This is a genomic window from Cellulomonas sp. NEAU-ZC6, assembly GCF_056844425.1.
Map to the genome: position 1 here is coordinate 708,112 of NZ_JBXFYH010000001.1, position 15,583 is coordinate 723,694.

Annotated in this window: 17 protein-coding genes; 4 read left to right on the plus strand and 13 right to left on the minus strand. The window is 74.7% G+C overall.

Annotated features, from left to right (window positions below):
• Positions 1-64 precede the first annotated feature (64 nt).
• The 5 genes from AC1050_RS03335 to AC1050_RS03355 form a co-directional block, all read right to left on the minus strand.
• Positions 65-2,905, minus strand: coding sequence for an aconitate hydratase (locus AC1050_RS03335; protein WP_482385956.1), 2,841 nt, complete (start codon positions 2,903-2,905; stop codon positions 65-67).
• A 165-nt stretch (positions 2,906-3,070) separates the two neighbouring features.
• Positions 3,071-3,265, minus strand: a complete 195-nt coding sequence (locus AC1050_RS03340) for a translation initiation factor 2 (protein WP_482385957.1) — start codon at positions 3,263-3,265, stop codon at positions 3,071-3,073.
• A gap of 184 nt (positions 3,266-3,449) precedes the next feature.
• Positions 3,450-3,806 (minus strand): iron chaperone, encoded by a 357-nt coding sequence (locus AC1050_RS03345; RefSeq protein ID WP_482385958.1) that lies wholly within the window; start codon positions 3,804-3,806, stop codon positions 3,450-3,452.
• Positions 3,803-5,122: a class I SAM-dependent RNA methyltransferase gene (locus AC1050_RS03350; protein WP_482385959.1), complete on the minus strand. Its 1,320-nt coding sequence runs from the start codon at positions 5,120-5,122 to the stop codon at positions 3,803-3,805. The genes AC1050_RS03345 and AC1050_RS03350 overlap by 4 nt, the downstream gene beginning before the upstream one ends.
• Positions 5,112-7,115, minus strand: a complete 2,004-nt coding sequence (locus AC1050_RS03355) for an APC family permease (RefSeq protein ID WP_482385960.1) — start codon at positions 7,113-7,115, stop codon at positions 5,112-5,114. Before AC1050_RS03355 ends, AC1050_RS03350 begins: the two co-directional genes overlap by 11 nt.
• 84 nt (positions 7,116-7,199) lie before the next feature.
• Here AC1050_RS03355 and AC1050_RS03360 point away from each other — a divergent pair, with 84 nt between their 5' ends.
• Complete coding sequence (locus tag AC1050_RS03360; RefSeq protein WP_482387231.1) at positions 7,200-7,850, plus strand: potassium channel family protein; 651 nt, start codon at positions 7,200-7,202, stop codon at positions 7,848-7,850.
• Entirely contained in the window at positions 7,847-8,545 is a 699-nt protein-coding gene (locus AC1050_RS03365; protein WP_482385961.1) for a potassium channel family protein, read from the plus strand. Before AC1050_RS03360 ends, AC1050_RS03365 begins: the two co-directional genes overlap by 4 nt.
• Here the strand turns inward: AC1050_RS03365 and AC1050_RS03370 are convergent.
• From AC1050_RS03370 to dut, 4 genes are all read right to left on the minus strand, one after another.
• On the minus strand, positions 8,454-9,206 hold the full coding sequence (locus tag AC1050_RS03370) for a DUF3159 domain-containing protein (protein WP_482385962.1): 753 nt from the start codon (positions 9,204-9,206) through the stop codon (positions 8,454-8,456). The genes AC1050_RS03365 and AC1050_RS03370 overlap by 92 nt on opposite strands.
• A complete protein-coding gene (locus AC1050_RS03375) occupies positions 9,199-9,567 on the minus strand; it encodes an OB-fold nucleic acid binding domain-containing protein (RefSeq protein WP_482385963.1) in 369 nt (122 codons plus the stop codon). The genes AC1050_RS03370 and AC1050_RS03375 overlap by 8 nt, the downstream gene beginning before the upstream one ends.
• A gap of 11 nt (positions 9,568-9,578) precedes the next feature.
• The gene (locus tag AC1050_RS03380) at positions 9,579-10,352 is read right to left on the minus strand and encodes a DUF3710 domain-containing protein (protein ID WP_482385964.1); all 774 of its coding nucleotides are present in this window, start codon (positions 10,350-10,352) and stop codon (positions 9,579-9,581) included.
• Between the two features lie 74 nt (positions 10,353-10,426).
• Positions 10,427-10,936: a dUTP diphosphatase gene (gene dut, locus AC1050_RS03385; RefSeq protein ID WP_482385965.1), complete on the minus strand. Its 510-nt coding sequence runs from the start codon at positions 10,934-10,936 to the stop codon at positions 10,427-10,429.
• A gap of 40 nt (positions 10,937-10,976) precedes the next feature.
• Between dut and AC1050_RS03390 the strand changes: the two genes are divergently transcribed.
• On the plus strand, positions 10,977-11,471 hold the full coding sequence (locus tag AC1050_RS03390; protein ID WP_482385966.1) for a DUF3093 domain-containing protein: 495 nt from the start codon (positions 10,977-10,979) through the stop codon (positions 11,469-11,471).
• Between the two features lie 42 nt (positions 11,472-11,513).
• On the opposite strand, the gene AC1050_RS03395 is transcribed toward AC1050_RS03390, so the two are convergent.
• From AC1050_RS03395 to AC1050_RS03405, 3 genes are all read right to left on the minus strand, one after another.
• Positions 11,514-11,813: a DUF4193 domain-containing protein gene (locus tag AC1050_RS03395; protein ID WP_146835284.1), complete on the minus strand. Its 300-nt coding sequence runs from the start codon at positions 11,811-11,813 to the stop codon at positions 11,514-11,516.
• A 139-nt stretch (positions 11,814-11,952) separates the two neighbouring features.
• Positions 11,953-12,822, minus strand: coding sequence for an inositol monophosphatase family protein (locus tag AC1050_RS03400; RefSeq protein ID WP_482385967.1), 870 nt, complete (start codon positions 12,820-12,822; stop codon positions 11,953-11,955).
• Between the two features lie 41 nt (positions 12,823-12,863).
• Positions 12,864-13,601: a trimeric intracellular cation channel family protein gene (locus AC1050_RS03405; protein ID WP_482385968.1), complete on the minus strand. Its 738-nt coding sequence runs from the start codon at positions 13,599-13,601 to the stop codon at positions 12,864-12,866.
• Between the two features lie 113 nt (positions 13,602-13,714).
• On the opposite strand from AC1050_RS03405, the gene sepH reads away from it, so the two are divergent.
• The gene (sepH, locus tag AC1050_RS03410) at positions 13,715-14,839 is read left to right on the plus strand and encodes a septation protein SepH (protein WP_482385969.1); all 1,125 of its coding nucleotides are present in this window, start codon (positions 13,715-13,717) and stop codon (positions 14,837-14,839) included.
• 22 nt (positions 14,840-14,861) lie between these two features.
• Here the strand turns inward: sepH and AC1050_RS03415 are convergent, their stop codons facing one another.
• Positions 14,862-15,536, minus strand: coding sequence for a thymidine kinase (locus tag AC1050_RS03415; protein WP_482385970.1), 675 nt, complete (start codon positions 15,534-15,536; stop codon positions 14,862-14,864).
• Between the last annotated feature and the right edge of the window lie 47 nt (positions 15,537-15,583).

The following is a 15,583-nucleotide window of genomic DNA, read 5'->3' on the forward strand; positions in this document are numbered from 1 at the left end:
GCCGGCGGACGCACCGCACCCCCGGACCGTGCGGTCCGGGGGTGCGGTGGTCGAGCCGGGTGCGTCAGGCCGCGACGAGCGAGCGCAGCACGTACTGCAGGATGCCGCCGTTGCGGTAGTAGTCCGCCTCGCCCGGGGTGTCGATGCGGACGACCGCGTCGAACTCCACGACCGAGCCGTCGCCCTTGGTGGCCGTGACGTGCACGGTCCGCGGGGTGCTGCCCTCGTTCAGCGCGGTGACGCCCGCGATGTCGAAGGTCTCCGTGCCGTCCAGCCCGAGCGAGTCGGCCGACTCCCCGGCGGGGAACTGCAGCGGCAGCACGCCCATGCCGATCAGGTTGGACCGGTGGATCCGCTCGAACGACTCGGTGATGACGGCCTTGACGCCGAGCAGCGCCGTGCCCTTGGCGGCCCAGTCGCGGGACGACCCGGAGCCGTACTCCTTGCCACCCAGGATGACCAGGGGCACGTCGGCCGCGGCGTAGGCCTGGGCCGCGTCGTAGATCGAGGTCTGCTCGCCGGTCAGGTGGTTGACCGTGAAGCCGCCCTCGACGCCGGGCACCAGCTGGTTGCGCAGCCGGATGTTGGCGAACGTGCCGCGGATCATGACCTCGTGGTTCCCGCGGCGCGAGCCGTAGGAGTTGAAGTCGCGGCGCTCCACGCCGTGCTCGGCCAGGTACTGGCCGGCCGGGCTGTCCGCCTTGATCGAGCCCGCCGGGCTGATGTGGTCGGTGGTCACCGAGTCACCCAGCTTGGCGAGGACGCGGGCGCCCGTGACGTCGACGACCGGGGACGGCTCGGCGCCCATGCCCTCGAAGTACGGGGGCTTGCGCACGTAGGTCGACTCGGTGTCCCAGGCGAACGTGTCGCCCTCGGGCGTCTGCAGCGCGCGCCACCGGTCGTCCCCGGCGAACACGTCGGCGTAGTCGGCCTCGAACATCTGCCGGTCGATCGACGCGTCGATGGTCGCCTGGACCTCCTCGGGCGCCGGCCAGATGTCGGCCAGGAACACGTCCGCACCGGACTCGTCCTGCCCGAGGGGCTGGTTCTCGAAGTCGAAGTCCATCGTCCCGGCGAGCGCGTACGCGATGACCAGCGGCGGCGAGGCCAGGTAGTTCATCTTGACGTCGGGGTTGATCCGGCCCTCGAAGTTCCGGTTGCCGGACAGCACCGAGACGACGGACAGGTCGTGCTCGTTGACGACCGCCGAGACCTCCTCGGGCAGCGGGCCCGAGTTGCCGATGCAGGTGGCGCAGCCGTAGCCGACCAGGTGGAAGCCGAGCTTCTCCAGGTACGGCCAGAGCCCGGCCTTCTCGTAGTAGTTCGTGACGACCTGGGAGCCCGGCGCCATCGACGTCTTGACCCACGGCTTGGCCGAGAGCCCGCGCTCGACGGCCTTGCGGGCCAGGAGCGCGGCGGCCAGCATCACCGACGGGTTCGAGGTGTTGGTGCACGAGGTGATCGAGGCGATCACGACGGCGCCGTGGTCGAGCTCGGTCTGCGTGCCGTCGGCCAGCGTGACCGGGACCCGCTTGTGCGGGCGCCGCGCGCTGTCCCCGCCGGCCACGTGCGCCGGGGCGTCGCTGCTGTCGGTGTGCTCGCCGGCGGCGATCGGGTCGGAGGCCGGGAACGTCTCGTCGACCGACTCGTCCAGGCCGGTGAACTCGCGGGCGGCACCCGTGAACGGCGCGGCCTCGTCGGCGTCGACGTAGTCGAGGATCGACGTGGCGAACGACTCCTTGGCGGCCGTGAGCTCGATGCGGTCCTGCGGGCGCTTCGGGCCGGCGATGGACGGCACCACGGTGGACAGGTCCAGCTCGAGGTACTCGGAGTAGACCGCGTCCGCGACGCCCGCGGCCGGGTCCAGCCACATGCCCTGCTCCTTGGCGTACGCCTCGACGAGGGCGAGCTGCTGCTCGGAGCGGCCGGTCAGGCGCAGGTAGTCGATCGTCACCTGGTCGATCGGGAAGATGGCGCAGGTGGAGCCGAACTCCGGGCTCATGTTGCCGATGGTCGCGCGGTTGGCCAGCGGCACCGCCGCGACGCCGTCGCCGTAGAACTCGACGAACTTGCCGACCACGCCGTGCGCGCGCAGCTGCTCGGTGATGGTCAGCACGACGTCGGTCGCGGTGACGCCGGACGGGATCTGCCCGGTGAGCTTGAAGCCGACGACGCGCGGGATGAGCATCGACACGGGCTGGCCGAGCATGGCGGCCTCGGCCTCGATGCCGCCGACGCCCCAGCCGAGCACGCCCAGGCCGTTGACCATCGTGGTGTGCGAGTCGGTGCCGACGCAGGTGTCGGGGTACGCCCGCAGCACGCCGTCGACCTCACGGGTCATGACGCCGCGCGCGAGGTACTCGATGTTGACCTGGTGCACGATGCCGGTGCCGGGCGGGACGACCTTGAAGTCGTCGAACGCCGTCTGGCCCCAGCGCAGGAACTGGTAGCGCTCGTGGTTGCGCTGGTACTCGAGCTCGACGTTGCGCTCGAAGGCGTCGCGGCGGCCGGCCACGTCGATCTGCACCGAGTGGTCGATGACCAGCTCGGCGGGGGCCAGCGGGTTGATCCGGGCCGGGTCGCCGCCGAGCTCGGCGACGGCCTCACGCATGGTGGCCAGGTCGACGACGCAGGGCACGCCGGTGAAGTCCTGCATGATCACGCGGGCCGGCGTGAACTGGATCTCGGTGTCCGGCTCCGCGGCCGGGTCCCACTCGGCGAGCGCGCGGACGTGGTCGGCCGTGATGTTGGCGCCGTCCTCGGTCCGCAGCAGGTTCTCGGCGAGGACCTTGAGGCTGTAGGGCAGCTTCTCGGTGCCGGGGACGGCGTCGAGCCGGAAGATCTCGTAGGTGTCGTCGGCGACCTGCAGCCGGGACTTCGACCCGAAGCTGTCGACGGTGCTCACAGGTGGGCTCCTTCGTTGGGCGAGTGCGGCCGGGCTGGGGGTCGGCCACCTGAACAAGTATCTTGACGTCAAGATACATCCTACCCCGACGCGGCCCCGGCGGCGACGCGCGCGCGGACGCGCCGACGTCGCCGCCCAGGCCGCGGCGGGGACGGCTCCGCCGGGCTACGGCCGGTCGGCGGACCCGGCGGCGTCGGCGGCACGGCGCTCGCGCTCGACCGCCTTCTGGTGCTGGCGGAGGTCGTAGTCGGGCGTGCCCTGCTTGTGCAGCTCGGCGGACGCGCGGCGGCTGGCCTCGGCCACCCGGCGCGTCGCCTCCGCCGCGCTCTCGCGGCCGTCGCCCTCGTGCGTGGACGTCATCGTCGACTCCTTCCGTTCCCGGACGCCGCGGGCCCGCGGCGCCCGCCCCTCACGCTAGGACGCGCGCGTGCCGGAAGCGAGCGCGACGTCCCGCCGACCGCGACGCCCGCCGATTCTCGCGTCGCCACCCGCGAAACCCGTCGGTGGAGCGAGAAAGGGTGGGCGACGCGGCGCGGCCTCGCCGTCAGACCCCGGCCTCCGCACGGGACGCGCGGGCCAGGCGCTCCACGAGGTCGTCCGGGACCGGCCTGCCGGGCGCGAAGGTGATGCCGGTCTTCGTCGCCTTCAGGCCGGCCGCCGCGATCTCCTCCGCGTGCGCGGCGATCGCCCCGGGCAGGACGTACAGCCCGCACTGCCGGCTGAACGCCGCGTAGCTGGCGACCACCGCCCCGTCGACCCGGAACCCCGGCATGTCGTAGGCGACGATCTCCTCCGCCTCCGGCAGGGTCCGGGCGAGCAGCGCGCGCAGCGCCGTCAGCGCGGGCCGGAACCGCTCGGGCGCCGCCGCGATGTACGCGTCGTGGCCCGCCGCCGTCGTCACGCCGGGGCCGGTCCCGAGCGCTCGAGCACCGCCACGGCCTCGACGTGGTGCGTCATCGGGAACAGGTCGTAGCCGGTGACCGCGGTCAGGTCGTAGCCCTCCTCGGCCAGGTACGCGACGTCCCGCGCGAGCGCCGCCGGGTCGCACGCGACGTACACGACGCGCTGCGGGGCCAGCCCGGCGACGGCCCGCACGACGTCCCGGCCGGCGCCGACCCGCGGCGGGTCGAGGACGACGGCGTCGGCGCCGGCGCCCACGGCCCCGGAGCCGAGCAGCGCGGCGACGTCCCCGGCGTGCAGGGCCACCTGCGGGCGGTCGTGCAGGTTGCGCCGCGCGTCCTTGACGGCGCGCGCGTCGCCCTCCACCGCCACGACGGAGCCCTGCTCCCCCACGGCGTCCGCGAGCGGCAGCGTGAACAGGCCCGCCCCGGAGTAGAGGTCGACCACGCGGCCGCCGTCGACGTCGCCGAGCGCGGCCAGCACGGCGCCGGTCAGCGCGGCGGGCGCCTCCCGGTGCACCTGCCAGAACCCGGCGGCGGCCACGCGGTAGGTCCACGACCGGTCCCCCACCTGCACGCGCTCGCGCACGGCGTTCCGCGCGTTCGGCCGGTGGTCCACCTTGCCGCGGCGCAGGTCGAACGGCAGGTCGTCCACCAGCACCAGCGGGGTGTCGCCGTCGGCGGGCGCGACCGCCTCGATCCGCACGCCGCGGTCCCAGCGGCGCCCGAGCAGGTCGAGCTCCGCCAGCGCCTCGCTCATCAGCGGCATCCGGTCGACCGGCACGACGTCGTGCGACCGGAACCGGCGCATGCCGGCGCGGCCGTCGCGGTCGGCCAGGAAGCCGACGCGGGTGCGCCAGCCGAGGCCGCCGCGCTCGTCGTCGCCGGGCAGCGCGTGCACGGGCACGTCCCGCTCGATCCTCGCGAGCCGCCGCAGCTGCTCGGCGAGCACCGCGGACTTCCAGGCGCGCTGGGCGTCGAGGCGGACGTGGGCGAGCTCGCCGCCGCCCACCCCGCCCGGGCCCGCCTCGGGCCACGCGGACTCCACGCGGTCCGGCGAGGCCTGCAGGACCTCGACCGCGTCGGCCCGCCAGAACTTCGCCTTCGACCCGGCGTCGGTGAACCGGGCGCGGACGCGCTCGCCGGGCAGCGCGTGCCGCACGAACACGACGCGCCCGGGACCGTCAGCGCCCTCGGCGCCCGGCTCGCGCCACCGCGCCACGCAGTGCCCGCCGTGGGCGACCGGGCCGATCTCGAGCTCGGCGACGTCGCCGGGCGACGGCTGGGCCGGCCGGGTCGCCCGCGCCTCAGAGGCCACGGGACGTCGTCCTGCGCACGTGCTCTTCCATACCGGTCTGTCCTTCCGTCGAGGCCAGCTGCCACGGGACCGACGCCACGACGACGCCCGGGGTGAACAGCAGCCGGCCCTTGAGCCGCAGCGCGCTCTGGTTGTGGAGCAGCTGCTCCCACCAGTGCCCCACCACGTACTCGGGGATGTAGACGACCACCAGGTCCCGCGGGCTCTCCCGCCGGATCGAGCGGACGTAGGCGATGATCGGGCGGGTGATCTCGCGGAAGGGCGAGTCCAGGATCCGCAGCGGCACCGGCAGGTCCATCTTCTCCCACTGGTCGCGCAGCCGCTGCGCCTCCTCGGGGTCGACGCCGACCGTGACGGCCTCGAGCACCTGCGGCCGCGACGCCCGGGCGTAGGCCACGGCCCGCATCGTCGGCCGGTGCAGGTGCGACACCAGCACGATCGCGTGCACGCGGCTCGGCAGCGCGCGCGACGACGTCACGTCGTCCCCGAGCGCGAGCTCGCCCGCCACGGTGTCGTAGTGCCGGCGGATGCCCTGCATCCCGATGAACACCACGATCATCGCGAGGATGGCGATCCACGCGCCGAGCATGAACTTGGTGATCAGCACGATGACCAGGACCGTCGCGGTCATGCCGAACCCGATGGCGTTGATCACGCGCGAGCGGAGCATCTGGCTGCGGCGCGCGGGGTCCGGCTGGGTGCGCAGCTCACGGGTCCAGTGCCGGATCATCCCCAGCTGGGACAGCGTGAACGACACGAACACGCCCACGATGTAGAGCTGGATCAGCCGGGTGACCTGCGCGTCGAAGGCGATGATCAGGGCGATCGCCCCGGCGGCCAGCGCGATGATGCCGTTGGAGAACGCCAGCCGGTCGCCGCGGGTGTGCAGCTGGCGCGGCAGGTAGCCGTCCTTGGCCAGGATCGAGCCGAGGACCGGGAAGCCGTTGAACGCCGTGTTGGCGGCGAGCACCAGGATCAGGCCGGTGACGATCGAGACGGCGTAGAAGGCGGGCGGGAACGCGGCGAAGATCGTCTGCGCGAGCTGGCCGATGACCGGGTCCTGCACGTAGTCCTCGCCCACGGGCACGCCGTCCCGCAGCAGCTGCGTCGCCGGGTCCTCGACGTAGTGGACGCCCGTGAGGTTCGCCAGCGTGAGGATCGACATGATGAGGAACACCGACAGCGTGCCGAGCAGCAGCAGCGTGGTGGCCGCGTTGCGCGACTTCGGCTTCTTGAACGAGGGCACGCCGTTGCTGATCGCCTCGACGCCCGTCAGCGCGGCGGACCCGGACGCGAACGCCCGCAGCACCAGGAACGCCCCGGCGGCGCCGGTCAGGCCCTGCTCGAGCCCCTCGGCGGGGACGATCGTCAGGTCGTGGGTGGCCGCCTGCTGCAGGTCGCCCATCAGGTACTGCACGAAGCCGACGACCGCCACGGACCCGACGGCGATCATGAACAGGTACACCGGCACCGCGAAGGCGCGGCCCGACTCCCGGACGCCGCGCAGGTTGGCCAGGGTCAGCAGCACGACCACCGTCACGGCGAACGCCGTCTCGTGCCCGCGCAGCACCGGCAGCGCGGACGCCGCGTACTGCGCGCCCGAGGACACCGACACGGCCACCGTGAGCACGTAGTCCACCAGCAGCGCGCTGGCCACGGTGACGCCGGCCCGCGGGCCGAGGTTGACCGTCGCGACCTCGTAGTCGCCGCCGCCGGAGGGGTAGGCGTGCACGTTCTGCCGGTAGGACGCGATGACGGTCGCCATCACCACCACGACCGCCAGGCCGACCCACGGCGAGATCATCGTCGCGCCCACGCCCGCCAGCGCGAGGGTCAGCAGCACCTCGTCGGGGGCGTACGCGACGGACGACAGCGCGTCGGAGGCGAAGATCGGGAGCGCGATGCGCTTGGGGAGGAGGGTGTGCCCCAGGTTCTCGCTGCGGACCGGTCGGCCCAGCAGCAAGCGTTTGGCGGCATCCGCGAGGTCCGGCACGAGTGACCATGCTAGGCGCAGGGCGACGGATCAGCGCAACGCCGCCCTGCGGGTATAGCGTTCCGCGTTGTGCACTTCGTCATCATGGGTTGCGGCCGCGCCGGAGCCACGCTCGCGCAGTCGCTGGAGGCCCACGGGCACTCCGTCGCGGTGATCGACCAGAACCCCGACTCCTTCCGCCGGCTCGACCCGGCGTACCAGGGCAGCAAGGTGACCGGCCTCGGCTTCGACCGGGACACCCTGCGCCAGGCGGGGGTCGACGACGCCTTCGGGTTCGCGGCGGTCTCGGACGGCGACAACTCGAACATCCTGGCGGCCCGCGTGGTCCGCGAGACGTTCGGGGTGGAGAACGTCGTGGCGCGGATCTACGACCCGCACCGCGCGGAGATCTACCAGCGGCTCGGCATCCCGACGGTCGCCACCGTGCGCTGGACCGCCGACCAGGTGCTGCGCCGGCTGCTGCCCATGGGCGCCACCAGCGAGTTCACCGACGCCTCGGGGCAGATCAGCCTGTCCGAGGTCGACGTGCACGAGGGCTGGGTCGGCAAGCCGCTGCGCCAGCTGGAGGAGGCCGCCGGCGCCCGCGTCGCCTACCTCACCCGCTACGGCGACGGGTTCCTGCCCGACGCCGGCACCGTCCTGCAGGAGAACGACATCGTGCACCTGCTGCTGCGGACCGAGGAGTCGGCCACCGTGGAGCGCATCGTCACCGCCGCACCGGAGGTCCGGGCATGAGGGTCGTCATCGCCGGCGCCGGGTCGGTCGGCCGGTCCATCGCGCGCGAGCTGCTGGCCAACGGGCACGAGATCACGCTGATCGACCGGCAGCCGTCCGCCATGCGCGTGGCCCAGGTCGCCGACGCCGACTGGCTGCTCGCCGATGCGTGCGAGCTGCCCACGCTGACCCAGGCGCGCACCGACGAGTGCGACGTCGTCGTGGCCGCCACCGGCGACGACAAGGCCAACCTGGTCATCTCGCTGCTGGCCAAGACCGAGTACGGCGTGCCGCGCACGGTCGCCCGGGTGAACAACCCGAAGAACGAGTGGATGTTCGACGAGGCGTGGGGCGTCGACGTCGCCGTCTCCACGCCGCGGATCATGACGGCGATGATCGAGGAGGCCGTCTCCGTCGGCGACCTGGTCCGGATCTTCACGTTCCACCAGTCCGGCGCGGACATCCTCGAGCTCACGCTGCCCGAGGACTCGCCGCTCGCCGGGTCGCTGGTCGGTCAGATCGCGTGGCCCGCCGACACCGTGCTCGCCGCGATCGTCCGGGACGACCGCCCGTTCCAGCCGTCGGCGGACGACACGCTGGAGGGCCGCGACGAGCTGCTGTTCGTCACCGGCCGGGAGGCGTCGGAGTCGGAGCTGGCCGCGCTGCTGTCGAGCCGCGTACCAGGATCCAGCTCGCCCACAGCACCAGCGCGGTGAGCGGCAGGCCCATCACCAGCTTCGCGGTGCCGAGCCAGGCGACCTGGTCGGCGTAGTACAGCGGCACCTGCACGAGCAGGCGCAGCGCGAACATGCCGGCCCAGAGCCAGGTGACCAGGGCGTACCGGCGCAGCAGCGCCGGGTCCCGCCGCCAGGCGACGGCACCGGCCCACGAGCCGTGCTCGGACATCGGGCCGTCGCCGCGGAACAGGCCGAGCACCAGGCCGACCAGCGGCCAGCGCACCAGCACCGAGACCACGAAGGCCAGCAGGTACGCGACGTTGGTCAGCAGGCCCCACGCGAAGTAGTCGCTCGCGTCGCCGGTGCGCCAGGCCCAGAAGACGCCGATGCCGACGCCCAGCACGCCCGACAGCGCCTGGGTGAGCGGGCTGCGCTGCACGAGCCGCGCGACGACGGCGACGAGGGCGGCCGCGACGGCCGCGACCAGGGCGGGCCGCAGCTGCTGCCCGCCGGCCACGTAGACCACGACGAACAGCAGGCCGGGCGCGACCGACTCGATCGCGCCGCGCACGCCGCCGACCGAGTCGGCGATCGAGAACTGCTCCGCCTCGATCGCCCGCACCCCGCGCGCGGGCACCGCGTCCTCGGGCGCGGCGACCGGGGGCACCGGCGTCCGGTCGCCCGCCGGCTGGTCACTCACCGGGCCGGGACCGCAGCTCGTAGCGGGGGTTGAACATGGAGCGCCGGCCCTCGCGGGTGCAGACCAGGCCCTCGACCTTGAGCCGGCGACCGGGCTCGATGCCGGCGATCTCCCGCCGGCCCAGCCAGACCAGCACCAGGTTGCCGCTGCCGTCGTAGAGCTCGGCCTCGAGGGCGGGCACGCCCTGGCGCGGCCGGAGCACGACGGAGCGGATCACGCCGGACACCTTCACGCGGCGGCGGTCGGAGGTCTGCGCGACGGCCGTGCAGCCGGTCGCGCGGACCGCGTCCTCGCGCTCCTCGTCGGCCTCGATCTCGTCCTGGGAGGCGACGGCCTTGCGCAGGCTCTCGCGCAGCGACACCGGGGACATGGTCAGCGGATCTCCGTGATCTCCGGCCCGCGCTTCAGCGGGTCGAACGTCGGGGTGGCCGGCGTGGTGGGCGCCGGCCCGGGGGTGACGCCGTCGGCCTGGCCGGGCAGCGTCAGGGCGAGCAGGTCGCGCGGCGCGCGGGCCTCGGTGCCGCGCACGACGACGGTGCGGCGGAACAGGTCCTCGAGCTTCGCGCCGGCCTCCTCGTCGACCGCCGCACGGCCGGTGATGACGCCGCGCAGGAACCAGCGGGGGCCGTCGACGCCGACGAACCGCGCGGGGCGGTGCCCGGTGCGGCCCTCGGGGGTGCGGACCGGGAGCCGGGCGAGCAGCTCGCGGCCGAACGGGCCGGGCACGTCGTCGACGGCCCCGCCCTGCTTCTTCACGGACTCGCCGATCTCCTCGCGGATCTCGTCCCAGATGCCGTCGGTGCGCGGGGCGGCGAACGCCTGCATCTGCAGCGTCGACCCGTCCAGCGTGACGCCCACGGCCGTGACGGTGCCCGACTTCTTGTCGATCTCCATCCGCAGCTCCATGCCGTGCACGCCGGGCAGCCGCAGCGCCCCGAGGTCCACGCGCGGACCGGGCGGGACCTGCTCCGTGGAGTCCCAGGGGCCGCTCGAGCGGTCGGCGGGGCCGCCGGACGGGGCCGACGGCACGGGTGCCGCCGCGGCCGGCGCGTCCTCGGCGGGCGCGGGCTCCTCGGGAGCGTCGACGCCGCCAGCGGTCTGGTCCTCGGCGGTGCGGTCCTTCGCACCACGCCGGAATAGCGCCACCCTCAGTCCCTTCCCCGGGTCGCCCGCGTCGCGAGCGCTGTCACCTTCACAGTAGCCCGCTCGCTGCGGAGCACCTAGCGGGCCGGGTCCGTGTCCGCCGCGGGCGCAGCGGACGCGTCCGCCGGCGTGCCGCCCCAGCCGCCGGACGACCCGAAGCCGCCGGCGCCGCGCACGGAGTCCGGCAGCACGTCCGCCTCGACGAACCGCGCCCGCTCGACGCGCTGGATCACCAGCTGCGCGACCCGGTCGCCGCGGTGCAGCACCACCGGCTCGCGCGCGTCGGTGTTGAGCAGGGTGACGGCGATCTCGCCGCGGTAGCCGGCGTCGACGGTCCCGGGCGCGTTGACGATCGTCAGCCCGTGCTTCGCGGCCAGGCCGGACCGCGGGTGCACGAACGCGGCGTAGCCCTCGGGCAGCGCGATCGCGATGCCGGTCGGGACGGTGACCCGCTCCCCCGGCGCGATCGTCGCGTCCACCCGCGTGACCAGGTCCGCGCCCGCGTCGCCCGGGTGCGCGTAGTGCGGCACCGGCACGCCGTCGTCGAGGCGGCGCAGCTGGATGGTCAGGGTCCCGTCGGCAGTCACGGGCCCCGACCCTACACAGCGCGGGTGGGACGATGGGGGCGTGCAGACCCCTACCCCCGTGTCGTCGCCCGCGTTCGACGAGCGCCTGTGGCCCTCCGTCTCCGGCTGGATCGCCGTGCCCGCCTTCGCCGCCATGCTGGGCATCGCCCTCCTGCCGGTCGCCGTGCCCGCGGGCGTCGCCGCCGCGGTCGTCGGGCTGGTCCTCGCGGCCCTGATCGCGGTGTGGGCGGCGACCCGCGTGCGCGTCGCCGACGGGGAGCTGCGCGCGGGGGCCGCGCACATCCCGCTCGGGCTGCTGCGCGACCCGCGCGCGCTCGACGCGGACGAGACCCGGCACGAGCTCGGCCCCGGCCTGGACGCCCGCGCGCACCTCGCCCACCGCGGCTGGGTCCGCACGGCCGTCCGGGTGGAGCTGGACGACCCGGCCGACCCGACGCCCTACTGGATCATCTCGACGCGGCGCCCGGAGGCGCTGGTCGCGGCGCTGGCCGGGGACGACGACGCCGGCCGGACCACGGGGGTCCGGCCGGCGTGACGGCGGGGCGGGCGCGCGCGGCGTGCGCGCCCGGTGGCAGCCTCAGGCCGCGCACTCCGAGCAGACGGGCATGCCGTCCTTCTCGTACGCGAGCTGGCTGCGGTGATGGACCAGGAAGCACTTGGAGCAGGTGAACTCGTCGGCCTGGCGCGGCAGCACCCGCACCGAGAGCTCCTCGCCGGAGAGGTCCGCGCCCGGGAGCTCGAACCCTTCGGCGGCTTCGGTCTCGTCCTCGTCCACCACGCCCGAGTTCTTGTCGGAGCGCCGGGCCTGGAGCTCCTGCAGCGAGTCCTCGCTGAGGTCCTCCTCGGTCTTGCGCGGGGCGTCGTAGTCGGTTGCCATGAGGTGGGGTCACGCTCCGTGTGGTCGTAGATCTGGCGTACGCGGGATCAAGCCATCGCCAGGCGAGTTTGTTCCCGATCAGGCGCTGCGGATTGTGCCTTATTTCGGCGCCCGGCGCACCCCGCTGGCACCCGGCGCGTCAGGCGTCGGAGTCGGCCCCGAGCGCCGCGAGCCGCTCGGCCAGCTCGACCACCGTCGCGGCCGGGCCGACCACCGACATGTCCGCGCTCGCCGCCCGGCCGCGCAGCCCGCTGACCTGCGCACCCGCCTCGATGGCGATCACCTGGCCGGCGGCGAGGTCCCACGGGTTGAGGCCGCGCTCGTAGTGCGCGTCCAGCGTGCCCTCCGCGACCCGGCACAGGTCCAGCGCGGCCGACCCGATGCGCCGGATGTCGCGGACCTGCGGCAGCAGCTCCGCCAGGACGCGGCCCTGCACCCGGCGCCGGTCGGCGCGGTACCCGAAGCCGGTGCCGACCAGGGAGGTCGCCAGCGGCCTCGCGGCGTTGGCCGTGATCCGGGCGCCGTCGCGGAACGCGCCCTGCCCGCGGCCACCGGTGTAGGTGCGGCCGTCGACCACGGCGTGCACGCAGCCCGCCACCGGCGTCCAGCGCTCCGGGTCCGGCTCCCCGGCGACCACGGCGACCGACACGGCGTACGCCGGGATGCCGTAGAGGTAGTTCACGGTGCCGTCGATCGGGTCGAGCACCCAGGTCAGCCCGGAGGTGCCGGGCTCCCAGCCGTGCTCCTCCCCCAGCACGCCGTCGTCGGGGCGGTGCTGCGCGATCAGCGCGCGCAGGTGGGTCTCGGAGGCCAGGTCCATCGCCGTGACCGGGTCCACGTCGGAGGACTTGGTGGCGGCCACCTCCACCTGCGCGGGCCGGCCGGTGCGGATCAGGTCGCCGGCGGAGCGGGCCAGGCGCTCGGCCAGGTCCATCAGGGCGCGCACCTCGGCGGGGTCGCGGGTCGGGACGGCTGCGGGCTGGGCGGTGGGCTGCGGGTCGCTCGTCACGGCCCCATCCTGCCGGACGCCGGCGGCGGACGGACCGGCGCTCAGGTCCGCCGGCGGCGGCGCAGCCGCGCCACCCACCGCAGCAGCGGCGCCGGCTGCTCCGCGGGCCGTCGACGCGACACCCGCGTCCGGCCGGACCGCCCGGCGCGCACGGCGGCGGGGTCCCACGGCCCGGGGGCCTGCAGGCGGAACCGGAGGGCCAGCAGCCGGGTGCCGAGCACGACCACCACCGCCAGCACCTCGGTCGGCACCGTCAGCGCGTCCTGGTGCCACAGCACGGCGACGAGCACGGCGCCGAGCACCGACGGGATGGCGTACAGCTGCCGCTGGTGCAGCACCACGGGCACCTCGCCGGTCAGCAGGTCCCGCAGCACGCCGCCGCCGACGCCCGTGATCACGCCGGCGCACACCGCCGCCGTCGCGCCGGTGCCGTACTCGAGCGCCTTCACGGTGCCGACCACCGTGAACAGCGCGAGCGCACCGGCGTCGAGCACCAGCACCGAGCGCCGCAGCCGGCCGAGCCCGGGGTGCGCGGCCCAGGTCACCAGGCCGGCGGCGCAGGCCGTCGCGACGAACTGCCACTGCGCGATGCCGACCGGCGGCACGGCGCCGATCAGCACGTCGCGCAGGATGCCGCCGCCCAGGCCCGCGACCCAGGCCAGGACGACGATGCCGAAGATGTCGAACCGCTTGCGGACGGCGGCCAGCCCACCGGACAGGGCACCCACGAAGACGCCCAGCAGCTCCAGGACGGGCTGCAGCGGGAGGTCGGGAGGCACAGGGGAGATCATGGCAGCCGGGCAGGGGCGACCGAGTGCGCGGCGCACCGCCGCGCCTCCCCGCGAAGGTGCCCGCGCGATGGCACGCTCGTGGCCGGATGATGGGAGATGTGATGGCTGAGCTGGAGCTGATCGGGCTGCACGAGGACGGGGAGGACCTCGTCCTCGCCGCGGCCGACGGGCAGCGCTACCGCCTGCACATCGACGAGTCGCTGCGGGCCGCGGTGCGCCGCGACCGCGCGCAGCTGGAGCAGGTGCGCGCCGAGCAGTCGGGGCGCCCGAGCCCCAAGGAGATCCAGGCGCGCGTCCGCGCCGGGCAGTCCGCGGAGCAGATCGCCGACGAGACCGGCGTCGCCGTCGAGCACGTGCGCCGGTTCGAGGGCCCCGTGCTGGCCGAGCGCGAGTTCGTCGCCGAGCAGGCCCGCGGCACCCGCGTCGGCCGCGACGTCGGCGCGCCGGTGCTGGGCGACCTGGTGGTCGACCGCCTGGCCGCGCGCGGCGTCGACCCGGCCGCGGTCGTGTGGGACGCCTACCGGGAGGCCGGCGGCGGCTGGACGGTCGTGGCCCGGTTCCAGGTCGAGGACGACGCCCGCGAGGCGCGCTGGACCTACGACGCCTCCGCCCGCGCCGTGCACGCGGAGGAGGACGAGGCGCGCTGGCTCTCGGAGACCGAGATCAGCGACGGCCCGGTCCCCCGCCGGCACCTGTCCGCCGTGCGCGACCTCGGGTTCGACGTGGACGCCGACGTGCGCCCCGTGCTCGCCGCCGTGGACGGCCCCGCGGCCCACGGGCAGCATCGCCAGGAGGCGGACCAGGTCGACGACCCGGCCGACGACCTGCGCGCCACGCACGAGCTGCTGGACGACCTGCGCGCCCGTCGCGGCGTGCGCCAGGCGCTCGACCTGGAGGACGAGGCGGACGACGAGGCGTTCCCGGGCTTCGGGCCGCAGCACGCCTTCGACTTCGGCCAGCTGGACGAGCCCGAGGCCCCCGGCGCGCACCCCGCGGACGCGGACCCGGCCGCCGAGGCCCGGATCTACCCGGCGCCCGCGCGGGTCCGTCCCGCCGAGCCGGAGCCCGAGACGCCCGTGGCGCTGGAGCCGGGCGAGCCGCTGCCGGGCGAGGCGCCCGCGGCCAAGCCGGCCGAGGACCGGGAGACCCGCCCGCGGTCCGCGCGCCGCGGCCGGCCGAAGGTGCCGAGCTGGGACGAGATCGTGTTCGGGGCCAAGCCGGAGTAGCCCGGGCCCGTCCCCGCGGCGCTCAGTCCCCGAGCACGCCGAGGGTCTGCGGCGACAGCGAGGCCGCGCGGGACGAGCGCGCGGTCATCTGCTGCCGGTGGTGCATCCGGCACAGCACCTCGTAGCCGACGGCGTCGTCCGCCTCGTCGGTCTCGTCGGACTCGGCCACCGCCACGTCGCCCACGACGACCTGGGCGCCCTCGACCACCATGACCCCGTGCACGGTGCGGGCGTTCTGGGTGGCGCGGGCCCCGCACCAGCACAGCGCCTGCACCTGCAGGGTCTCGACCCGGTCGGCGAGCTCCAGCAGCCGCGCGGAGCCCGCGAACAGCCGGGTCCGGAAGTCGGTCGTGATGCCGAACGCGAAGACGTCCACGTGCAGCTCGTCGACCACGCGGCCCAGCTGCTCGACCTGCGCGGCCGAGTAGAACTGCGCCTCGTCGCAGATCAGGAAGTCCACGGACCCGCCGCGGGTGCGCCGGTCGACCACCTCGGCCCAGAAGTCGGTGGTGTCGGCGACCTCCTCCGCGGGCACGGACAGGCCGAGCCGGGACGACAGCCGGTGCTCCCCCGCCCGGTCGTTGCGGGTGAACAGCACGCCGCCGCGACCGCGGGCCGTGTGGTTGTGGTGCATCTGCAACGCCAGCGTGGACTTGCCGCAGTCCATCGTGCCGCAGAAGAAGACCAGCTCTGCCACGCTCTCCTCGTTCCGTGCTGGGTGGTCGTCGATCAGGGGGTGCGCCG